The 18,126-nt window shown below is 61.0% G+C and carries 17 protein-coding genes; 15 read left to right on the plus strand and 2 right to left on the minus strand.

Going from position 1 to position 18,126, the window contains the following annotated elements:
- Positions 1 to 3 precede the first annotated feature (3 nt).
- Positions 4 to 1,461: an NADH-quinone oxidoreductase subunit NuoN gene (gene nuoN, locus DTA24_RS08405; protein WP_008803951.1), complete on the plus strand. Its 1,458-nt coding sequence runs from the start codon at positions 4 to 6 to the stop codon at positions 1,459 to 1,461.
- A gap of 54 nt (positions 1,462 to 1,515) precedes the next feature.
- On the opposite strand, the gene rnz is transcribed toward nuoN, so the two are convergent.
- Positions 1,516 to 2,436: a ribonuclease Z gene (rnz, locus tag DTA24_RS08410; RefSeq protein ID WP_032736061.1), complete on the minus strand. Its 921-nt coding sequence runs from the start codon at positions 2,434 to 2,436 to the stop codon at positions 1,516 to 1,518.
- 57 nt (positions 2,437 to 2,493) lie between these two features.
- Here rnz and DTA24_RS08415 point away from each other — a divergent pair, with 57 nt between their 5' ends.
- The 7 genes from DTA24_RS08415 to menE all read left to right on the plus strand — a co-directional run bounded on the left by DTA24_RS08415 (position 2,494) and on the right by menE (position 10,098).
- Positions 2,494 to 2,955 carry a GNAT family N-acetyltransferase gene (locus tag DTA24_RS08415; RefSeq protein ID WP_032736060.1) on the plus strand — a complete coding sequence of 154 codons (462 nt, stop codon included), beginning with the start codon at positions 2,494 to 2,496 and terminating at the stop codon, positions 2,953 to 2,955.
- 135 nt (positions 2,956 to 3,090) lie between these two features.
- Positions 3,091 to 4,380, plus strand: a complete 1,290-nt coding sequence (menF, locus tag DTA24_RS08420) for an isochorismate synthase MenF (protein ID WP_049010012.1) — start codon at positions 3,091 to 3,093, stop codon at positions 4,378 to 4,380.
- Positions 4,381 to 4,462: 82 nt separating this feature from the next.
- Positions 4,463 to 6,133, plus strand: a complete 1,671-nt coding sequence (gene menD / locus DTA24_RS08425; protein WP_038421560.1) for a 2-succinyl-5-enolpyruvyl-6-hydroxy-3-cyclohexene-1-carboxylic-acid synthase — start codon at positions 4,463 to 4,465, stop codon at positions 6,131 to 6,133.
- Complete coding sequence (gene menH / locus DTA24_RS08430) at positions 6,130 to 6,888, plus strand: 2-succinyl-6-hydroxy-2,4-cyclohexadiene-1-carboxylate synthase (protein WP_023340569.1); 759 nt, start codon at positions 6,130 to 6,132, stop codon at positions 6,886 to 6,888. The genes menD and menH overlap by 4 nt, the downstream gene beginning before the upstream one ends.
- Positions 6,889 to 6,902: 14 nt before the next feature.
- Positions 6,903 to 7,760, plus strand: coding sequence for a 1,4-dihydroxy-2-naphthoyl-CoA synthase (gene menB / locus DTA24_RS08435; RefSeq protein ID WP_008803957.1), 858 nt, complete (start codon positions 6,903 to 6,905; stop codon positions 7,758 to 7,760).
- The gene (gene menC, locus DTA24_RS08440; protein ID WP_016161586.1) at positions 7,760 to 8,725 is read left to right on the plus strand and encodes an o-succinylbenzoate synthase; all 966 of its coding nucleotides are present in this window, start codon (positions 7,760 to 7,762) and stop codon (positions 8,723 to 8,725) included. Before menB ends, menC begins: the two co-directional genes overlap by 1 nt.
- A complete protein-coding gene (gene menE / locus DTA24_RS08445) occupies positions 8,722 to 10,098 on the plus strand; it encodes an o-succinylbenzoate--CoA ligase (RefSeq protein ID WP_032740174.1) in 1,377 nt (458 codons plus the stop codon). Before menC ends, menE begins: the two co-directional genes overlap by 4 nt.
- 55 nt (positions 10,099 to 10,153) lie before the next feature.
- Here menE and nudI read toward each other — a convergent pair whose 3' ends face one another.
- On the minus strand, positions 10,154 to 10,579 hold the full coding sequence (nudI, locus tag DTA24_RS08450; protein ID WP_023298028.1) for a nucleoside triphosphatase NudI: 426 nt from the start codon (positions 10,577 to 10,579) through the stop codon (positions 10,154 to 10,156).
- Positions 10,580 to 10,716: 137 nt separating this feature from the next.
- On the opposite strand from nudI, the gene DTA24_RS08455 reads away from it, so the two are divergent.
- The 7 genes from DTA24_RS08455 (at position 10,717) to yfaU (ending at position 18,119) form a co-directional block, all read left to right on the plus strand.
- Positions 10,717 to 11,646 (plus strand): Rpn family recombination-promoting nuclease/putative transposase, encoded by a 930-nt coding sequence (locus DTA24_RS08455; RefSeq protein ID WP_048331053.1) that lies wholly within the window; start codon positions 10,717 to 10,719, stop codon positions 11,644 to 11,646.
- A 274-nt stretch (positions 11,647 to 11,920) separates the two neighbouring features.
- A complete protein-coding gene (locus DTA24_RS08465; protein WP_004201712.1) occupies positions 11,921 to 12,463 on the plus strand; it encodes a YfaZ family outer membrane protein in 543 nt (180 codons plus the stop codon).
- A gap of 102 nt (positions 12,464 to 12,565) precedes the next feature.
- Positions 12,566 to 13,762, plus strand: coding sequence for a nicotinamide mononucleotide deamidase-related protein YfaY (locus DTA24_RS08470; protein ID WP_039102396.1), 1,197 nt, complete (start codon positions 12,566 to 12,568; stop codon positions 13,760 to 13,762).
- Positions 13,763 to 13,967: 205 nt separating this feature from the next.
- A complete protein-coding gene (locus DTA24_RS08475) occupies positions 13,968 to 14,753 on the plus strand; it encodes an IclR family transcriptional regulator (RefSeq protein WP_008803963.1) in 786 nt (261 codons plus the stop codon).
- Between the two features lie 10 nt (positions 14,754 to 14,763).
- Complete coding sequence (gene rhmD / locus DTA24_RS08480) at positions 14,764 to 15,969, plus strand: L-rhamnonate dehydratase (RefSeq protein ID WP_123836723.1); 1,206 nt, start codon at positions 14,764 to 14,766, stop codon at positions 15,967 to 15,969.
- A gap of 42 nt (positions 15,970 to 16,011) precedes the next feature.
- On the plus strand, positions 16,012 to 17,301 hold the full coding sequence (locus tag DTA24_RS08485; protein WP_048268647.1) for an MFS transporter: 1,290 nt from the start codon (positions 16,012 to 16,014) through the stop codon (positions 17,299 to 17,301).
- A 14-nt stretch (positions 17,302 to 17,315) separates the two neighbouring features.
- A complete protein-coding gene (yfaU, locus tag DTA24_RS08490) occupies positions 17,316 to 18,119 on the plus strand; it encodes a 2-keto-3-deoxy-L-rhamnonate aldolase (RefSeq protein ID WP_012540990.1) in 804 nt (267 codons plus the stop codon).
- Positions 18,120 to 18,126: the final 7 nt, after the last annotated feature.

Genomic DNA, 18,126 nt, shown 5'->3' on the forward strand with positions numbered 1-18,126 from the left:
GCCATGACAATAACTCCACAACAACTGATCGCACTGCTACCGCTGCTGATCGTCGGCTTGACGGTGGTGGTTGTGATGCTCTCCATTGCGTGGCGACGCAATCATTTTCTCAATGCCACGCTGTCGGTTCTCGGGCTTAACGCTGCGCTGGTCTCGCTCTGGTTTGTTGGTCAGAACGGGGCGATGGACGTTACGCCAATGATCCGCGTTGACGGCTACGCCATGCTCTACACCGGGCTGGTGTTGCTGGCGAGCCTCGCGACCTGTACTTTCGCCTACCCGTGGCTTGAGGGTTACAAGGACAACAAAGAAGAGTTCTACCTGCTGGTGCTGATCGCCGCGCTGGGCGGCATTCTGCTGGCCGGTGCGAATCATCTGGCGGCGCTGTTCCTCGGTATCGAACTGATTTCGCTACCGCTGTTCGGCCTGGTCGGCTACGCCTTCCGCCAGAAGCGTTCGCTGGAAGCGAGCATCAAATACACTATCCTCTCCGCTGCAGCCTCGTCTTTCCTGCTGTTCGGTATGGCGCTGGTGTATGCGAACTCCGGCAACCTGTCCTTCCTCGCGCTGGGTAAAAGCCTGGCGGACAATACGCTGCACGAGCCGCTGCTGCTGGCGGGCCTCGGTCTGATGATCGTCGGTCTTGGCTTTAAACTGTCGCTGGTGCCGTTCCATCTGTGGACGCCGGACGTTTACCAGGGCGCGCCTGCGCCGGTCTCCACCTTCCTGGCGACCGCCAGCAAGATCGCCATCTTCGGCGTGGTGATGCGTCTGTTCCTGTACATGCCGGTGGGCAACAGCGAAGCGGTACGCGTGGTGCTGGGCCTGATCGCCTTCGCCTCTATCATCTTCGGTAACCTGATGGCGCTGAGCCAGACCAACATTAAGCGTCTGCTCGGCTACTCCTCCATCTCCCACCTCGGTTATCTGCTGGTGGCGCTGATCGCCCTGCAGAGCGGCGAAATGTCGATGGAAGCCGTTGGCGTCTACCTGGCCGGTTACCTGTTCAGCAGCCTGGGCGCGTTCGGCGTGGTCAGCCTGATGTCCAGCCCGTACCGCGGTCCGGATGCGGACTCGCTGTTCTCCTACCGCGGCCTGTTCTGGCACCGTCCGATTCTGTCGGCGGTCATGACGGTGATGATGCTGTCGCTGGCCGGTATTCCGATGACCCTCGGCTTTATCGGTAAGTTCTACGTGCTGGCCGTCGGTGTGCATGCGCACCTGTGGTGGCTGGTTGCCGCAGTGGTTGTCGGTTCGGCGATTGGTCTCTACTACTATCTGCGCGTGGCAGTGAGCCTGTACCTGAGCGCACCGGAGCAACTGAACCGCGATGCGCCGTCGAACTGGCAGTACAGCGCCGGCGGTATCGTGGTGCTGATCTCCGCCCTGCTGGTGCTGGTGCTCGGTATCTGGCCGCAGCCGCTGATTAGCATCGTGCAGCTGGCGACGCCGCTGATGTAAGTTGATTGACTCAATAAAAAACCGCCGGGATGGCGGTTTTTTTATGCCCGGATTTTACGCCATCTTGTAGACCATAAAGTCTTCCGCCAGTAGCGTATTGGCGAAAATCTCCCGGCATTCCGCCAGCATCTTCAGGCAGCCTTCGGCATCGTAGCGCGAGCTAAAGTGGGTAGCGATTAGCATGCCGACCCCCGCTTCTTTGGCAAGCGCCGCGGTCTGCTGACTGGAAGAGTGGCCACGGCTATTGGCTTTCTCCGCCATCGCCTGCTCAAGGGTGGTTTCGTGGACCATCACATCCGCGCCGCGCGCCATCTCCAGCGCCTGCGGGCAGGGGGCGGTATCGCCGAAGATGGCCAGCGTTTTACCCGGCGTCGCTGGCCCCAGATAGCGGCTGCCGTCAATGACCCGGCCATCTTCCAGCTCAACGCGCTGGCCGAGCTTGAGTTGATGGAACAGCGGCCCCGGACGCACGCCATCGGCAATCAGTTGGGCGGCGTCGAGGGTGCCGGGCTTGTCATGCTGCTCAATGCGATACCCGTAACACTCCACCGGATGACTGAGCGGGTACGCAGTGACCCGATAGCCCTCTTCGTCGAACACCAGACCAGGGCCGACTTCGATGATGGTGAGCGGATAGTCGGTCCACGAACCGCTCAGACGCAGCGCGGTCTCAACAAACTCTTTGAGCCCTTTTGGCCCGTAGAGGGTGAGGGGCAGAGAGTTCCCCTGCATCGAGCGGCTGCACAGCAGGCCGGGCAGGCCGAACAGGTGGTCGCCGTGCAGGTGAGTGATGAAAATTTTATTCAGTTTGCCGGGGTGATAGGGCGTGCGAAGAAACTGATGCTGGGTCCCTTCGCCGCAGTCAAACAACCACATTTCGGCGCGGGTCGGCTGTTGCAAATTGAGTATTATCGACGTCATATTACGCGTGCGGGTCGGCACCCCGGCGGATGTCCCCAAAAAAGTTAATTCCATCGTCCAGTGTCCTCAGGGCGAGTCGCAAAGTATCAGTATATCAATAAGGAGCTACAGATGATGACCTGGCAGGATCTCCACCATAGTGAACTCACCGTTCCCCAGCTATATGCGCTGCTGAAATTGCGCAGTGAAGTTTTTGTCGTGGAGCAGCAGTGCGTCTATCAGGATGTCGACGGCGATGATTTGGTCGGTGAAAATCGCCATCTGCTCGGCTGGCGCGATGGCGAACTGCTGGCGTACGCGCGGATCCTCAAAAGCGAAGAGGCGTTTGCGCCGGTGGTGATTGGCCGGGTCATCGTTAGCCCCGCCGCCCGCGGTGAGAGGCTTGGCTATCAGCTGATGGAGCAGGCGCTGGCCAGCTGCCAGCAGCACTGGCCGCAAAAGGCAATTTACCTCGGGGCGCAGGCGCACCTGCAATCCTTTTACGCCCACTTCGGGTTTACGCCGGTGACCGAGGTCTATGATGAGGATGGCATCCCCCACATTGGCATGGCGCGAGAAAAGCGCGCTATCTGACCCCTCTGCACCCTCGTCCACACGCTGCTTTGGCCCGGCGAGCGGGTAAGATAAAACCCGCTCCCTCGTCATGGGTACTGCTATTCCGCCGTCGAACCCCTTATAATGTGGGGTTTTACTACCGTGGAGGTTTGCGTGCTGTCTGTTTCCACTGCGCTGGCCCGTTTGCAAGACGGCCTGGGTGAGTCTTTTCCAGACTCGCCCGGCACGCGAATTATCGATATTGCCTTTCCGCTGAATGATGCCTTCGATCCGCTACTATGGTGCGGCCAGCAGGCGCAATGGCCGCAGTTTTACTGGCAGCAGCGCAATGGCGATGAGGAACTGGCGGCGCTGGGGGCGGTAAAAACCTTTTCCTCGCTCGACGCGGCGAACCGCTTTTTATGCCAGACCGGGCGGCAGGATCTGCGTATCTGCGGCCTGAACGCGTTTGAACCGCAGCAGGGCAGCCTGGTGCTGCCGCGTCTGGAGTGGCGCCGGTGCGGCGGCAGGGCCGTGCTGCGGCTGGTGCTGCATAGTGATATCTCCCTGCGTGAGGATGCCGCGACGGCCCGCGCGTTTCTCGCCAGTCTGACCACCACTCAGGCGACCCCTGGCGCTATCCCGCCGCTACTGAGCGAGCGCCACTCATCCGACTATTCTCAATGGCAGGCAATGATTGCGCGGGCGACTAAGGCGATTAGCGCCGGTGAAATGGATAAAGTGGTACTGGCGCGGGCAACCGACCTGCAGTTTGCCGCGCCGCTGGACGCCGTGAGCATCATGGCGGCCAGCCGCCGCAGCAATCTTAACTGTTTTCATTTCCTGATGGCGTTTAATGCCCGGCAGGCATTTTTCGGCTCCACGCCGGAACGGCTGTGGCGCCGGCGCGGCGCGCTGCTGCGCACCGAAGCGCTGGCGGGGACCGTCGCGAACCTTCAGGAAGACGCGAAGGCGCAGCAACTGGCCGACTGGTTGATGAAAGACGACAAAAACCAGCGGGAAAATATGCTGGTGGTGGAAGATATTTGCCAGCGTCTGCAGAGTGAGGCCTCGACGCTGGACGTCCTGCCGCCGCAGGTGGTGAGGCTGCGTAAGGTGCAGCATCTCAGGCGCTGCATCTGGACCGAGCTGGCGGCGCCTGACGACAGCCGCTGTCTGCTGCAGCTGCAGCCCACCGCCGCAGTGGCCGGCCTGCCGCGTCGGGCGGCGCTGGCATTCATTCAGCGCCATGAACCCTTTGCCCGCGAATGGTATGCCGGGTCCGCCGGCTATCTGTCGCTGGCGCAAAGCGAGTTTTGCGTGGCGCTGCGTTCGGCGAAAGTGGACCACGACACCCTGCGGTTGTATGCCGGAGCGGGGATCGTCAGCGGCTCCGATGCGCAGCAGGAGTGGCAGGAGATTGACAACAAAGCGGCCGGGCTGCGCTCGCTGCTGTGTCCATAAGGCGGGAATGACGATGCATATCAAAACGTCGTCACTTTGCCTTATCTATACTTAGCATCAATATTTGATACCGGACAATTTCATGTCAGTAAGCGCATTTAACCGACGCTGGGCGGCGGTGATCCTGGAAGCTTTAACGCGCCATGGCGTGCAGCATATCTGCATCGCGCCGGGTTCGCGCTCGACACCCTTAACCCTGGCGGCGGCGGAAAACCGCGCCTTTATACATCATACCCATTTCGACGAACGCGGCCTCGGCCACCTGGCGCTCGGCCTGGCGAAGGCCAGCCGGCAGCCGGTGGCGGTGATAGTCACCTCCGGGACCGCCACCGCAAACCTCTATCCGGCGCTGATTGAGGCGGGCCTCACCGGCGAAAAGCTGATCCTGTTGACCGCCGACCGTCCACCGGAGCTGATCGACTGCGGCGCGAACCAGGCGATCCGCCAGCCCGGAATGTTTGCCTCCCATCCGTCGCAGACGATTTCTCTGCCGCGTCCCTCGCAGGATATTCCTGCCCGCTGGCTGGTCTCAACCATCGACCAGGCGCTGGGGGCGCTGCACGCCGGCGGGGTGCATATCAACTGTCCGTTCGCCGAACCGCTGTATGGCGATATGGATGAGACCGGCGTGGAGTGGCAGCAGCAGCTCGGCAACTGGTGGCAGAGCGATAAACCCTGGCTGCGTCAGGCGCTGCAGTTAGAGAGCGAGAAGCAGCGCGACTGGTTCTTCTGGCGGCAAAAACGCGGCGTCGTCGTGGCGGGGAGAATGAGCGCCGCGGAAGGGAAAAAAGTGGCTGAGTGGGCGCAAACTCTCGGCTGGCCGCTGATCGGCGATGTCCTGTCGCAGACCGGGCAGCCGCTGCCGTGCGCTGACCTGTGGCTGGGCAACGGTAAAGCGGTCAGCGAACTGGCGCAGGCGCAGATCGTGGTGCAGCTCGGCAGCAGCCTGACCGGCAAACGCGTCCTCCAGTGGCAGGCGACCTGCGAGCCGGATGAATACTGGCTGGTGGATAATCTGCCAGGCCGCCTCGACCCGGCGCAGCACCGCGGCCGCCGTCTGCGCGCCAGCGTTGAGCGCTGGCTTGAGTTGCATCCGGCGGAAAAACGTCAGCCGTGGGCGACGGTGATCCCTGAGCTGTCCCGCCAGGCGTGGCAGGCGGCGGTCGCCAGCAATGAGCCTTTTGGCGAAGCGCAGCTGGCGCAGCGTATTCGGCGCTATCTGCCGGAGCAGGGGCAACTGTTTGTCGGTAACAGTCTGGTGGTGCGCCTGATCGACGCCCTGGCGCAGCTACCTGCCGGGTATCCGGTTTACAGCAACCGCGGCGCCAGCGGGATTGATGGTTTAATCGCCACCGCCGCCGGCGTGCAGCGCGCCAGTGCGCGGCCGACGCTGGCGATCGTCGGCGATCTGTCGGCCTTATACGATCTCAACTCGCTGGCCCTGCTGCGCCAGGCGTCGGCGCCGCTGGTGCTGATCGTGGTGAATAACAACGGCGGACAGATTTTCTCCATGCTGCCGACGCCGCATGACGAGCGCCGTCAGTTCTATTTAATGCCGCAGGACGTGGATTTCAGCCACGCGGCGGCGATGTTCGGCCTGGCCTATCATCGTCCTGATGACTGGCAGTCGCTGGATGAGGCGCTGGCAGGCGCGTGGCGCCGCGCCGGGGCGACGGTGATTGAGCTGGCGGTCAACGAGACTGACGGCACGCAGACTCTCCAGCAGCTGCTGGCGCAGGTAAGCCGCCTGTGACCCTCAGCGCCGCGGTCGACAACGGCCAGTCAGGTTATCCCTGGCTGGTGTTTCTGCACGGGTTTTCCGGCGACCGCGACGAGTGGCGTGAAGTGGGCGACGCTTTTCCCGCCTGGCCGCGTCTGTATCTCGATCTGCCGGGCCACGGCGGCTCCGCGCATATCGCGGTACAGGACTTTGCCGGGGTCAATACTCTGCTGCTGGCTACGCTTAATAGTTACAACATCCTTAACTACTGGCTGATTGGCTACTCACTGGGCGGCCGGGTGGCGATGAACTTCGCCTGTCAGCCGCGTGCGGGCCTGCGCGGCCTGATCGTTGAAGGCGGCCATCCTGGCCTGCAGGATGCAGAAGCGCGGCAGGCGCGGCGCAGCAATGACCGCGCCTGGGCAGAACGTTTTCGCCGCGATCCGTTGGCGCAGGTCTTTGCCGACTGGTATCAGCAGCCGGTTTTTGCCTCACTGGATGCCGCGCAGCGCGAGTCATTGGTCGCCTTACGTAGCCGCAATAACGGCGCCACGCTGGCGGCGATGCTGCAGGCAACCTCCCTTGCCGGGCAGGCCGATCTGCGCGCGCCTCTGCAGGCGCGCGATTTTCCTTTTCACTACCTGTGTGGCGAACGCGACGCGAAGTTTCGCGCCATCGCGCAAGCGCTCGCTGCCGATACCCATATCATTCACCATGCCGGACACAACGCGCACCGGGACAACCCCGCCGCGGTGATTGCTTGTCTGGCGCAGATTCTGGCAAGTTAACTGAAGGACATTCTATGATCTCTCTTGATGAAGCAATGCTCTATGCCCCTGTGGAATGGCACGATTGTTCCGAAGGCTATACCGATATTCGCTATCACAAATCGGCCGACGGCATTGCCAAAATCACCATCAACCGCCCACAGGTACGCAACGCCTTCCGCCCGCTGACCGTCAAAGAGATGATTCAGGCGCTGGCGGATGCCCGCTATGACGACAATATCGGGGTGATTGTCCTGACCGGTGAAGGTGAGAAAGCCTTCTGCGCCGGCGGCGACCAGAAAGTTCGCGGCGACTACGGCGGCTATCAGGACGACTCCGGCGTTCACCACCTTAACGTGCTCGACTTCCAGCGCCAGATCCGCACCTGCCCGAAACCGGTGGTGGCGATGGTAGCCGGCTACTCTATCGGCGGCGGCCACGTGCTGCATATGATGTGCGATCTGACCATCGCGGCGGACAATGCCATCTTCGGCCAGACCGGGCCAAAAGTCGGCTCCTTTGATGGCGGCTGGGGCGCCTCCTATATGGCGCGTATCGTCGGGCAGAAAAAGGCGCGCGAAATCTGGTTCCTGTGCCGTCAGTATGACGCCCAGCAGGCGCTGGACATGGGGCTGGTGAATACCGTAGTTCCGCTGGCGGAGCTGGAAAAAGAGACCGTGCGCTGGTGCCGTGAAATGCTGCAAAACAGCCCAATGGCGCTGCGCTGCCTGAAAGCGGCGCTGAACGCCGACTGCGACGGCCAGGCCGGTCTGCAGGAGCTGGCGGGCAACGCCACCATGCTGTTCTACATGACGGAAGAAGGGCAGGAAGGCCGCAATGCCTTCAACCAGAAACGTCAGCCGGACTTCAGCAAATTTAAACGGAATCCATAATGCGCGTTTCGCAGGTTTACCGCTGGCAGATCCCGATGGACGCGGGCGTGGTTCTGCGCGAACGGCGGTTAAAAACCCGCGACGGGCTGTTCATCCGCCTGCAGGAGGATGAACGCGAAGGCTGGGGGGAAATTTCTCCCTTGCCGGGATTCAGTAACGAGACGCTGGAAGAGGCGCAAACAGCGCTGCTGGCGTGGGCGCAGGCCTGGCGCGACGGCGCGGAACCGCCGCTTCCCACACTGCCTTCTGTCGCTTTTGGTATTAGCTGCGCGCAGGCGGAGCTTTACGGCGAACTACCGCAGGCCGCGGATTATCGCGCGGCGCCGCTCTGTTCCGGCGATCCGGATGAGCTGTTCGCCAAACTGGCGACGATGCCCGGCGAGAAAGTCGCTAAGGTGAAAGTGGGGCTGTGGGAGGCGGTACGCGACGGCATGGTGGTTAATCTGCTACTGGAAGCCATCCCCGATCTCCAGCTGCGGCTGGATGCCAACCGGGCGTGGACGCCGCTTAAAGCGCAGCAGTTCGCCAAATACGTCAATCCCGCATATCGCCAGCGCATTGCGTTTCTTGAGGAACCCTGCAAAACGCGGGAGGACTCGCGGGCCTTTAGCCGCGAGACGGGGATCGCTATCGCCTGGGATGAAAGCCTGCGCGAGGCGGATTTCCGCTTTGTCGCGGAGCCCGGCGTGCGCGCGGTGGTGATCAAACCGACGCTGACCGGCAGTGTGCAAAAGGTTCAGCAACAGGTCGCCGCGGCACACGCCCTGGGGCTGAGCGCGGTGATTAGCTCGTCAATCGAGTCCAGCCTCGGGTTAACCCAGCTGGCGCGGGTTGCCGCCTGGCTGACGCCGCAGACCATCCCCGGACTCGATACGCTGGCGCTGATGAGCGCCCAACTGGTACGGCCGTGGCCGGAAAGTACGCTGCCGATGATCAACATTGATGCGCTGGAGCCGCTGCTGTGATGTTTTCCGACTGGCCATGGCGCCACTGGCGCCAGTTACGCGGTGAGGCGCAGGCGTTACGCCTGAACGATCGGCTGCTGACCTGGCGTGAGCTATGCGCGCGGGTTGACGCGCTGGCGGCCGGCTTTGCCGCGCAGGGCGTTATGGAAGGTCATGGCGTGGCGCTCCGGGCCTACAACCAGCCGGAGACGCTACTCGCCTGGCTGGCATTGCTGCAGTGCGGGGCGCGGGTGTTGCCGCTGAATCCGCAGCTGCCAGAGGTGTTGCTGCAGGAACTGCTGCCTGCGTTAAACGTCCAGCATCAGCTGGTGCTGAATGGTGCTGCGCTGCCGGGGGATTTACCGGCGTTAACTCTGCAGGCGGCCGAAGGCGTCCATGCCGTTTGCTGGCATGGCGAACGGCTGGTGTCGATGACGTTAACCTCCGGCTCAACCGGCCTGCCGAAAGCGGCGGTACATAGCGCCAGCGCCCATCTGGCCAGCGCCGCTGGCGTGCTGGCGCTGATGCCGTTTGCCGCAGAAGACGACTGGCTACTGTCGCTGCCGTTGTTTCATGTCTCCGGGCAGGGGATCATCTGGCGCTGGCTGCTGGCCGGCGCGCGAATGACGGTGCGCGACAAGCAACCGCTGGCGCAGATGCTGCAGGGCTGTACCCATGCTTCGCTGGTGCCGACTCAGCTGTGGCGCCTGCTGAATGATGATGCTGCGCATTCCCTCAAGGCGGTGCTGCTCGGCGGCGCAGCGATCCCGGTCGAATTGACTGAGCGTGCACTCGCGCAGGGAATACGCAGTTTCTGCGGCTACGGCCTCACCGAGTTCGCTTCCACGGTCTGTGCCAAAGCGGCCGATGGCGCGGCGGATGTGGGCGAACCGCTGCCGGGGCGGGAGGTGAAAATTGTCGCCGGCGAGATCTGGCTGCGGGCGTCGAGTATGGCGGCGGGTTACTGGCGCGACGGTCAGTTATTGCCATTAACCAATGATGAAGGCTGGTTTGCGACACGCGATCGCGGGGAATTACACAATGGTCGGCTGACGGTTGTTGGGCGACTGGATAATCTTTTTTTTAGCGGCGGCGAAGGTATTCAACCGGAAGAGGTCGAGCGCGTGATACTCGCATATCCAGCGGTACAACAGGTGTTTATTGTACCGCTGGATGATGTCGAATATGGTCAACGCCCGGTCGCGGTGGTGGAATGCGATGACGGCTGCGAGTTGAGCGCGCTGGCGACATGGAGCGCTGAGCGGTTAGCGCGCTTCCAGCAGCCAGTGCGTTGGCTACGGCTGCCGGACACGTTAAAGAACGGTGGGATTAAGATTTCCCGTCAGGCGCTGCGCGAATGGGCCAGACAGCAGACGTATGCGACCGTATCGTAGCCACCCGCCATATCCCGCGGCATAACGCCGGGTGGGTTGAACGTGGTATGCTGGACTAAAGTAGCCCTTTCTGGCTGAGCGTAACGCGGGTGGCGGCATTGAGATCGTAGTTTTTGAGATCTTCTGCTTTGACCCAGGCGTAATCGTCAAACTCCTCGTTGATCGTCACGTCGCGATTGGCGCTGACGCAGTCGAAGATCAGGTAGATCATATAGATCGTTTCCTGCCGACCATCCGGGTAAGTTTTGACGCGGGTATCATCGCGAAAGCTCCACGGCGCGATATGGGTAAGGATGAGTTTTTCGCCAAGCTCTTCGCGTATTTCCCGCCGCAGCGCCTCTTCAATACGCTCCCCTGGCTCCACGCCGCCGCCGGATAAGGCCCATTGCCCGGGGAAAACCCCGCGGTCGGCGGCCATTTTGCAGAGCAGATAATGGCCTTCATTCTGGATAAGCGGGCAAACAATCGTCCTTTGACGCACGGTTTTTCTCCTTCAGAGGGATGGGGCGGTATGCCGATGAAATAGTTTGCGAGCCGCCTCGGTAAACCGCAAGCGAAATGCGGCCCTGGTCCTGTTGGGTGTTAAGTTAGGTGAAAATAATCGCATGGAGTTTCGCCATGGACAGGGCGCCCCATTCCCCGCATGACGCCGTATTTAAACACCTGTTGTCGCACCGGGCGACGGCAAAGGACTTCCTTGACATTCATCTCCCCGCACCGCTGCGCGCGTTATGCAACCTGAATACGCTGCAACTGGAATCCGGGAGCTTTATTGACGATGAGCTACGAGCGAGTCATTCCGATATCCTTTACTCGCTGCAAACGCAGGCGGGGGAGGGCTATATCTATCTGTTGATTGAGCACCAAAGCTCGGCGGACCGCCATATGGCCTTTCGCCTGATGCGCTATGCCATCGCCGCGATGCAACGTCATCTGGATAAGGGGGATACGCAGCTGCCGCTGGTTATCCCCCTGCTGTTTTATCATGGCCGCGTTTCGCCCTGGCCGTACCCGATGTGCTGGCTGGCAGGCTTTGCCGATCCGGACGTTGCGCGGCGGATCTATGGTGATGATTTTCCCTTAATCGATATCACCACCACCCCGGATGATGAAATCATGCGCCACCGGCGCGTGGCGATGCTGGAGCTGCTGCAGAAGCATATCCGCCAGCGCGACATGATGGACCTGCACGAGCAGCTGGTCAGCCTGTTAGCACTGGGATACACTAGCCGCAGGCAGCTAAAGACGCTGTTGCACTATTTATTACAGGCAGGAAACGCCGCCGATCCGGTCGCTTTTTTGCGCCATCTTGCGCAAAGCGTTCCCCGGCGGTCGCACAAGGAGACGCTCATGAATATTGCCCAGTTTCTGGAACAACGCGGCCATCAGCAAGGGTTAAAGCAAGGTCTGCAACAAGGTCTGGAGCAAGGTGAGCAGCAGACCGCGGAGCGTATTGCCCGGGCGATGCTCGCTAACGGGCTTGACCTGTCCCTGGTGGCGAAACTGACCGGCCTCGCCCCGGAATGTCTGGCCCGGCTGCAGCATTAATTATTCCCTTATCCACCCGCGCCGCGCCGATCGTGCGGCGTCAGTTCTCTGTTTTCGTCAATGTGTCAGCGTTAATCATAATAAACATGAATATTCATGGCGCTGAACGGGCGGTTCGTTATTCCGACAACGCCCGATGCCATAAAAAAACGCAACTGGTTACACTCTTGTGAAAATTCATTTCGCCAGGTCATTGATTCCTGACGGGTGCGCAGTAGAATTTTCAGGTTTTTTCGGGACTTCTTTGATTTTAATTTTCTGGATAGAGTAAATAATGAAAAAAAGCATTTTTATGGCGCTGGCTGGCGTCATGCTGGTTTCTTCCGCGGCCCATGCGATCAGCGTTACCGGTGAAGCAGGCGAGCATTACACCAATCTTGGCGTCGGGTTTGGCACGGAGTCTACCGGCCTGGCCGTTTCCGGTAACTGGCTGCATAGCGATAACGACGGCGACGCCGCGGGTTTAGGCCTGGGGCTCAATATTCCGCTGGGGCCGTTCCTCGCGACCGTGGGCGGTAAAGGCGTATACACCAACCCGAAACAGGGCGATGAAGGTTATGCGGCAGCGGTCGGCGGCGGCCTGCAGTGGAAAATCGGCGACAGCTTCCGCCTGTACGGCGACTACTACTACTCGCCGGATTCCCTCTCCAGCGGCATTGACAGCTATCAGGAAGCCAACGTCGGCGCCAGCTGGACCATCATGCGTCCGCTCAGCATCCAGGCAGGCTATCGCTATCTGAACCTGGCGGGCAAAGATGGCAACCGCGATAACACCATCGCCGACGGCCCGTACATCGGCGCCAGCGCCAGCTTCTAATCTCCTCCGGCGCGGTATCTTCTTGCCGCGCCAGATTTTCCTCCTCGTCAGCATCCCGCTTTGCGTTATAGTATTTGCCACCTGGCAGGCAAGGAGTGAGCAATGTTGAATGTGGAAATGCTGTCCACTGGCGATGAAGTGTTGCATGGTCAAATCGTTGATACCAATGCGGCATGGCTGGCGGATTTCTTTTTTAATCAGGGGTTACCGTTAACGCGCCGCCATACCGTTGGCGACGATCTTGATGCGCTGGTGGCGATTCTGCGCGAACGCAGCGAACAGGCGGATGTGCTGATCGTTAACGGCGGCCTTGGGCCGACCAGCGACGATCTGAGCGCGCTGGCCGCCGCCACCGCGAAAGGCGAAGAGCTTATTTTGCATCCGGAGTGGCTGGAAACCATGACCCGTTTCTTTGCCGAGCGCGGCCGGCCGATGGCGGAAAGTAACCGCAAGCAGGCGGAAATCCCCGCCAGCGCCGAGATGATCAATAACCCGGTCGGCACGGCCTGTGGCTTTGCCGTTCAGCTCAACCGCTGCCTGATGTTTTTCACCCCCGGTGTACCTTCTGAATTTAAGGTGATGGTCGAGCAGGAGATTTTACCGCGTCTGCGTCAGCGCTTTACGCTGCCGGAACCGCCGGTATGCCTGCGTTTGACCACTTTTGGCCGCTCGGAGAGCGAGCTGGCGCAAAGCCTCAATCCGCTGACGTTACCGCCTGGCGTGGTGATGGGTTACCGTTCGTCGATGCCGATTATCGAACTCAAGCTAACCGGACCGGCTGACCAGCGCGACGCCATGCTGGCCCTGTGGCCGGAAGTCCGCAAGGTGGCTGGCGACAGTCTGATTTTCGAAGGCACGGAAGGGTTACCGGCGCAGATTGCGCGCTGCCTGCAGGAGCGGCAGCTGAGCCTGACGCTCAGCGAGCAGTTTACCGGCGGCCTGCTGGCGCTGCAGCTGTCCCGCGCCGGCGCGCCGCTGCTGGCCAGCGAAGTGGTCCCGGCGCAGGAGGAGACGCTGGCGCAGGCGGCTCGCTGGGCGGCCGAGCGGCGAATAAACCATTTTGCCGGCCTGGCCCTGGCGGTGAGCGGCCAGGAGAACGATCATCTTAACGTGGCCCTGGCCACCCCGGACGGCACCTTCGCGCTGCGCGTGAAGTTCAGCGTCACCCGCCACAGCCTGGCGGTACGCCAGGAAGTCTGCGCCATGATGGCATTAAACATGCTGCGTCGCTGGCTGAATGGTCAACCGCTGGCCAGCGAACATGGCTGGATTAACGTGGTGGATTCCCTCTCGCTGTAAGTCGTTTCCCCCGGCGCGCGGGCTTCTCCCGGGCGCCGGTTGTCCAGCCTGTTGTACTCTCCTGAAAAAATTCTGTGCGTTAAGTCGCAATAATCTGCAGCGGATGGTCCAGCATACGGGAAAACGATTGCCCCGCGATATCGCTCACACTTTACCGCCCGCACAATCGCAACACTGATTCCAGTATTCAGGATTGGAGTCCAGTATGTTGGAATCAACAAAAGTCCCGGCGCTGACCCGCGCGATTGAGATCCTCAATTTAATCAGCCGGATTGGTCCCTGCAGCGCAGCCACCATCATTGCCGAACTGGGGATCCCGAAAAGCACGGTTTATCTGCTGCTGGGCGAGCTAAAAAAGCAGCGCTTCATCAGTATGGATAATCAGGATAACTACTGCCTGTGGACCAAGCTGGTGGAGCTGGCCGGGCAGGCGCTGAGCAAAATGGATCTGCGCGAGCTGGCGCGTCCGCGCCTCACCCGACTGATGGATGAGTGCGGCCTGCTTTGCCATCTGGGCATCATCGATCAGGGTAACGCCTACTACATTCTTAAAATTGAGTCTCCCGCCACCATTAGCGTGCGTTCGCACGAAGGCAAGAGCCTGTCGCTTTATCGCTCCGGGATCGGCAAATGTTTGCTGGCCTGGCAGCCCGCCAGCGTTCAGGCGTCGATTATCGACGACCTGCAGTGGGAGCGGGCCACGCCAACGACCATCACCGATGCACAACAGCTGCGGGAGGAGCTGGGGCGCATTCGCGCTCGGGGCTGGAGCTTTGATAATGGCGAGGACTATCCGGATGTGCGCTGCGTGGCCGCGCCGGTGTTTAACGCCAATAACGACCTGACCGCCGCCATCTCGGTGGTGGGCACCCGTCTGCAAATCAATGAAGACAATCGCGATTATCTGGCCGGTAAGGCGATTGCCTGCGCGAAAGATATTTCCCGTCTGCTGGGGTGGAAAAGCCCCTTCGAACAACTCGCCTCATCATAAGGAGAACATCATGACCCTACCGAAAATTAAACTCGTCCGCGCCTGGTTTACCGGCGGCGCCACAGCAGAGCAGGGCGCCGGCGGCGGTGATTACCACGACCAGGGGGCTAACCACTGGATTGACGATCATATCGCCACCCCGATGAGCAAATATAAAGAGTATGAGCAGTCCCGCCAGTCTTTTGGCATCAACGTGCTGGGGACGCTGATTGTGGAAGTGGAAGCCGACAACGGACAGACCGGCTTTGCGGTGTCGACGGCCGGGGAGATGGGCTGCTTTATCGTGGAAAAACATCTCAACCGCTTTATCGAAGGCAAATGCGTCAGCGATATCAAACTGATCCATGACCAGATGCTTAACGCCACCCTTTACTACGCGGGATCCGGCGGCCTGGTAATGAATACCCTCTCCTGTGTCGACCTGGCGCTGTGGGATCTGTTCGGTAAAGTGGTTGGCCTGCCGGTCTACAAACTGCTGGGCGGGGCAGTGCGCGACGAAATCCAGTTCTATGCCACCGGCGCGCGTCCGGACCTGGCGCAGGAGATGGGCTTTATCGGCGGTAAAATGCCTACCCACTGGGGGCCGCACGATGGCGACGCCGGGATCCGCAAAGACGTCGCCATGGTGGCGGATATGCGTGAAAAGTGCGGCCCGGATTTCTGGTTAATGCTGGACTGTTGGATGAGCCAGGACGTTAACTATGCCACCAAACTTGCCCATGCCTGCGCCCCTTATAACCTCAAGTGGATCGAAGAGTGCCTGCCGCCGCAGCAGTATGAAGGCTATCGCGAGCTGAAGCGCCAGGCGCCGGCCGGGATGATGGTGACCAGCGGCGAGCACCACGGCACACTGCAGTCCTTCCGCACCCTGTCGGAAACCGGCATCGATATTATGCAGCCCGACGTCGGCTGGTGCGGCGGCTTAACCACCCTGGTGGAGATCGCGGCCATCGCCAAAGCGCGCGGGCAGCTGGTGGTGCCCCACGGCTCGTCGGTTTACTCCCATCATGCGGTGATCACCTTCACCAACACGCCGTTCAGCGAGTTTCTGATGACCAGCCCGGACTGCGCCACGCTGCGTCCGCAGTTCGACCCGATCCTGCTCGGCGAGCCGGTGCCGGAGAGAGGGCGCATTCATAAATCGGTCCTGGATAAACCCGGCTTTGGCGTCGAGCTCAATCGCGACTGCAACCTGAAGCGTCCTTATCAACACTGATTGCGTCGGGCCGCCCGGCGGCCCGCGCCTGAGGATATTATGATGAGCAACACTCTGCTGGAGAGCGTGGTGAAGAAAAACCGCGCCCGCTTAATCCCCTTTATGCTGGCGCTGTACGTGCTGGCATTTCTTGACCGTTCGAATATCGGTTTCGCCAAAGAAACCTACCAGCTGGATACGGGCCTCAGCAACGAAGCCTATGCGCTGGGGGCGGGGATTTTCTTTGTGGTCTATGCCTTCCTCGGGGTACCGGCCAATCTGCTGATGCGCAAATTTGGCGCCAGGAGATGGATCGGCTGCACCACGCTGCTGTGGGGCGTGCTGTCGGCGGCGATGGCGTGGGCGGATACGGAAGCGAAATTCCTGCTGGTACGTACCCTGCTGGGCGCGGCGGAGGCGGGCTTCTTTCCCGGAATGATCTACCTCACTTCGCAGTGGTTTCCCCAGCAAAACCGCGCCAGCATTATGGGGCTGTTTTATATGGGGGCGCCGCTGGCCCTGACGCTGGGATCGCCTTTATCCGGTGCGCTGCTGGAGATGCATGGGTTTATGGGCCATCCCGGCTGGTTCTGGATGTTTGTCATTGAAGGCTTGCTCGCCGTCGCCGCGGGAGCGTTCACCTTCTTCTGGCTGGACGATTCGCCGCAGCATGCCCGCTTCCTGAGCATGGAGGAGAAACAGGCGCTGATAAGCGAGCTGGCGCGCGAGGAGGAGAAAAAGATTGCCTCGCGCCTGTCCGATGCGCTGCGTAACGGGCGGGTCTGGCAGCTGGCGCTGATTTATCTGACCATTCAGGTGGCGGTCTATGGTCTGATTTTCTTCCTGCCCACCCAGGTCGCCGCGCTACTGGGCACCAAAGTTGGCTTCGTTGCCTCGGTGGTGACGGCTATCCCGTGGGTGGCAGCGCTGTTTGGCACCTGGCTTATCCCTCGCTACTCCGATCGCACCGGCGAGCGGCGCAATATTGCCGCCCTGACGCTGCTGGCGGCGGCGGTCGGGATTGCGGTGTCCGGACTGGTGGCGCCGGTGCTGGCTATCATCGCGCTGTGCGTGGCGGCGGTTGGGGTGATTGCCGTGCAGCCGGTCTTCTGGACGATGCCGACGCAGCTGCTGTCCGGCACGGCGCTGGCCGCCGGGATTGGCTTTGTTAACCTGTTTGGCGCCATCGGCGGTTTTCTGGCGCCGATCGTGCGCGTGCAGGCCGAAAATTTGTTCGCCAGCAGCGCCGCCGGACTGTTAACCCTGGCCGGCGTCGCCATTGTCGGGGTGGTCATTATCTTTTCATTGAGCCTTACCCGCGCGGTACCCCAGCGCGGCAGCGTACAGCATTGAATAAAGGAATCGCTATGAACGCACTGTTATCTAACCCCTTCAAACGGGGATTATTACGCGGTGAGACGCAAATCGGCCTGTGGCTGAGCTCCACCTCCTCCTACATGGCCGAGATCGCCGCGACCTCGGGATACGACTGGCTGCTGATCGACGGAGAGCATGCGCCGAACACGATTCAGGACCTTTATCATCAGCTGCAGGCGATTGCCCCCTACGCCAGCCAGCCGGTCATCCGTCCGGTCGAGGGCAACCGCAGCCTGATAAAACAGGTGCTGGATATTGGCGCCAGAACCTTGCTGGTGCCGATGGTCGATACCGCCGAGCAGGCGCGGGAAGTGGTCTCGGCGACCCGTTATCCGCCCATCGGTAGCCGCGGTGTTGGCGCTGGCGTGGCGAGAGCGGCGCGCTGGGGAAGGATAGAGAATTATATGGCGGAGGCGAATGACGAACTCTGTCTGCTGATACAGGTCGAGAGCCGAACCGCGCTGGAGAATCTGGACGCGATTCTTGAGGTGGACGGCATTGACGGGGTGTTTATCGGTCCGGCGGATCTCTCCGCCTCGCTGGGTCACCCGGACGATGCCGGCCATCCTGACGTGCAGCGGGTGATCGAGCAGAGCATCCGGCGCATTCGCGCGGCGGGGAAAGCGGCCGGATTTCTGGCGGTCGACCCGGCGATGGCAGAAAAATGTCTTGCCTGGGGGGCCAACTTCGTCGCCGTCGGGGTGGACACCATGCTGTATACCCAGGCGCTGGACCGCCGGCTGGCGATGTTCAAACCCACCTGCGCCCAGCCGCAGGAGAAAGCGAGCTATTAACTATTGA

The organism is Klebsiella sp. P1CD1 (assembly GCF_003790505.1).
GTDB classification, from domain to species: Bacteria; Pseudomonadota; Gammaproteobacteria; order Enterobacterales; family Enterobacteriaceae; genus Klebsiella; species Klebsiella variicola.

Coding starts and splice junctions, on each gene's coding strand:
- DTA24_RS08485 (WP_048268647.1), top strand. CDS start 16,012: ATGAGCAACACTCTGCTGGAGAGCGTGGTGAAGAAAAACCGCGCCCGC.
- nuoN (WP_008803951.1), top strand. CDS start 4: ATGACAATAACTCCACAACAACTGATCGCACTGCTACCGCTGCTGATC.
- DTA24_RS08415 (WP_032736060.1), top strand. CDS start 2,494: ATGATGACCTGGCAGGATCTCCACCATAGTGAACTCACCGTTCCCCAG.
- menB (WP_008803957.1), top strand. CDS start 6,903: ATGATCTCTCTTGATGAAGCAATGCTCTATGCCCCTGTGGAATGGCAC.
- DTA24_RS08455 (WP_048331053.1), top strand. CDS start 10,717: ATGGACAGGGCGCCCCATTCCCCGCATGACGCCGTATTTAAACACCTG.
- menC (WP_016161586.1), top strand. CDS start 7,760: ATGCGCGTTTCGCAGGTTTACCGCTGGCAGATCCCGATGGACGCGGGC.
- DTA24_RS08470 (WP_039102396.1), top strand. CDS start 12,566: ATGTTGAATGTGGAAATGCTGTCCACTGGCGATGAAGTGTTGCATGGT.
- rhmD (WP_123836723.1), top strand. CDS start 14,764: ATGACCCTACCGAAAATTAAACTCGTCCGCGCCTGGTTTACCGGCGGC.
- DTA24_RS08475 (WP_008803963.1), top strand. CDS start 13,968: ATGTTGGAATCAACAAAAGTCCCGGCGCTGACCCGCGCGATTGAGATC.
- yfaU (WP_012540990.1), top strand. CDS start 17,316: ATGAACGCACTGTTATCTAACCCCTTCAAACGGGGATTATTACGCGGT.
- DTA24_RS08465 (WP_004201712.1), top strand. CDS start 11,921: ATGAAAAAAAGCATTTTTATGGCGCTGGCTGGCGTCATGCTGGTTTCT.
- menD (WP_038421560.1), top strand. CDS start 4,463: ATGTCAGTAAGCGCATTTAACCGACGCTGGGCGGCGGTGATCCTGGAA.
- rnz (WP_032736061.1), bottom strand. CDS start 2,436: ATGGAATTAACTTTTTTGGGGACATCCGCCGGGGTGCCGACCCGCACG.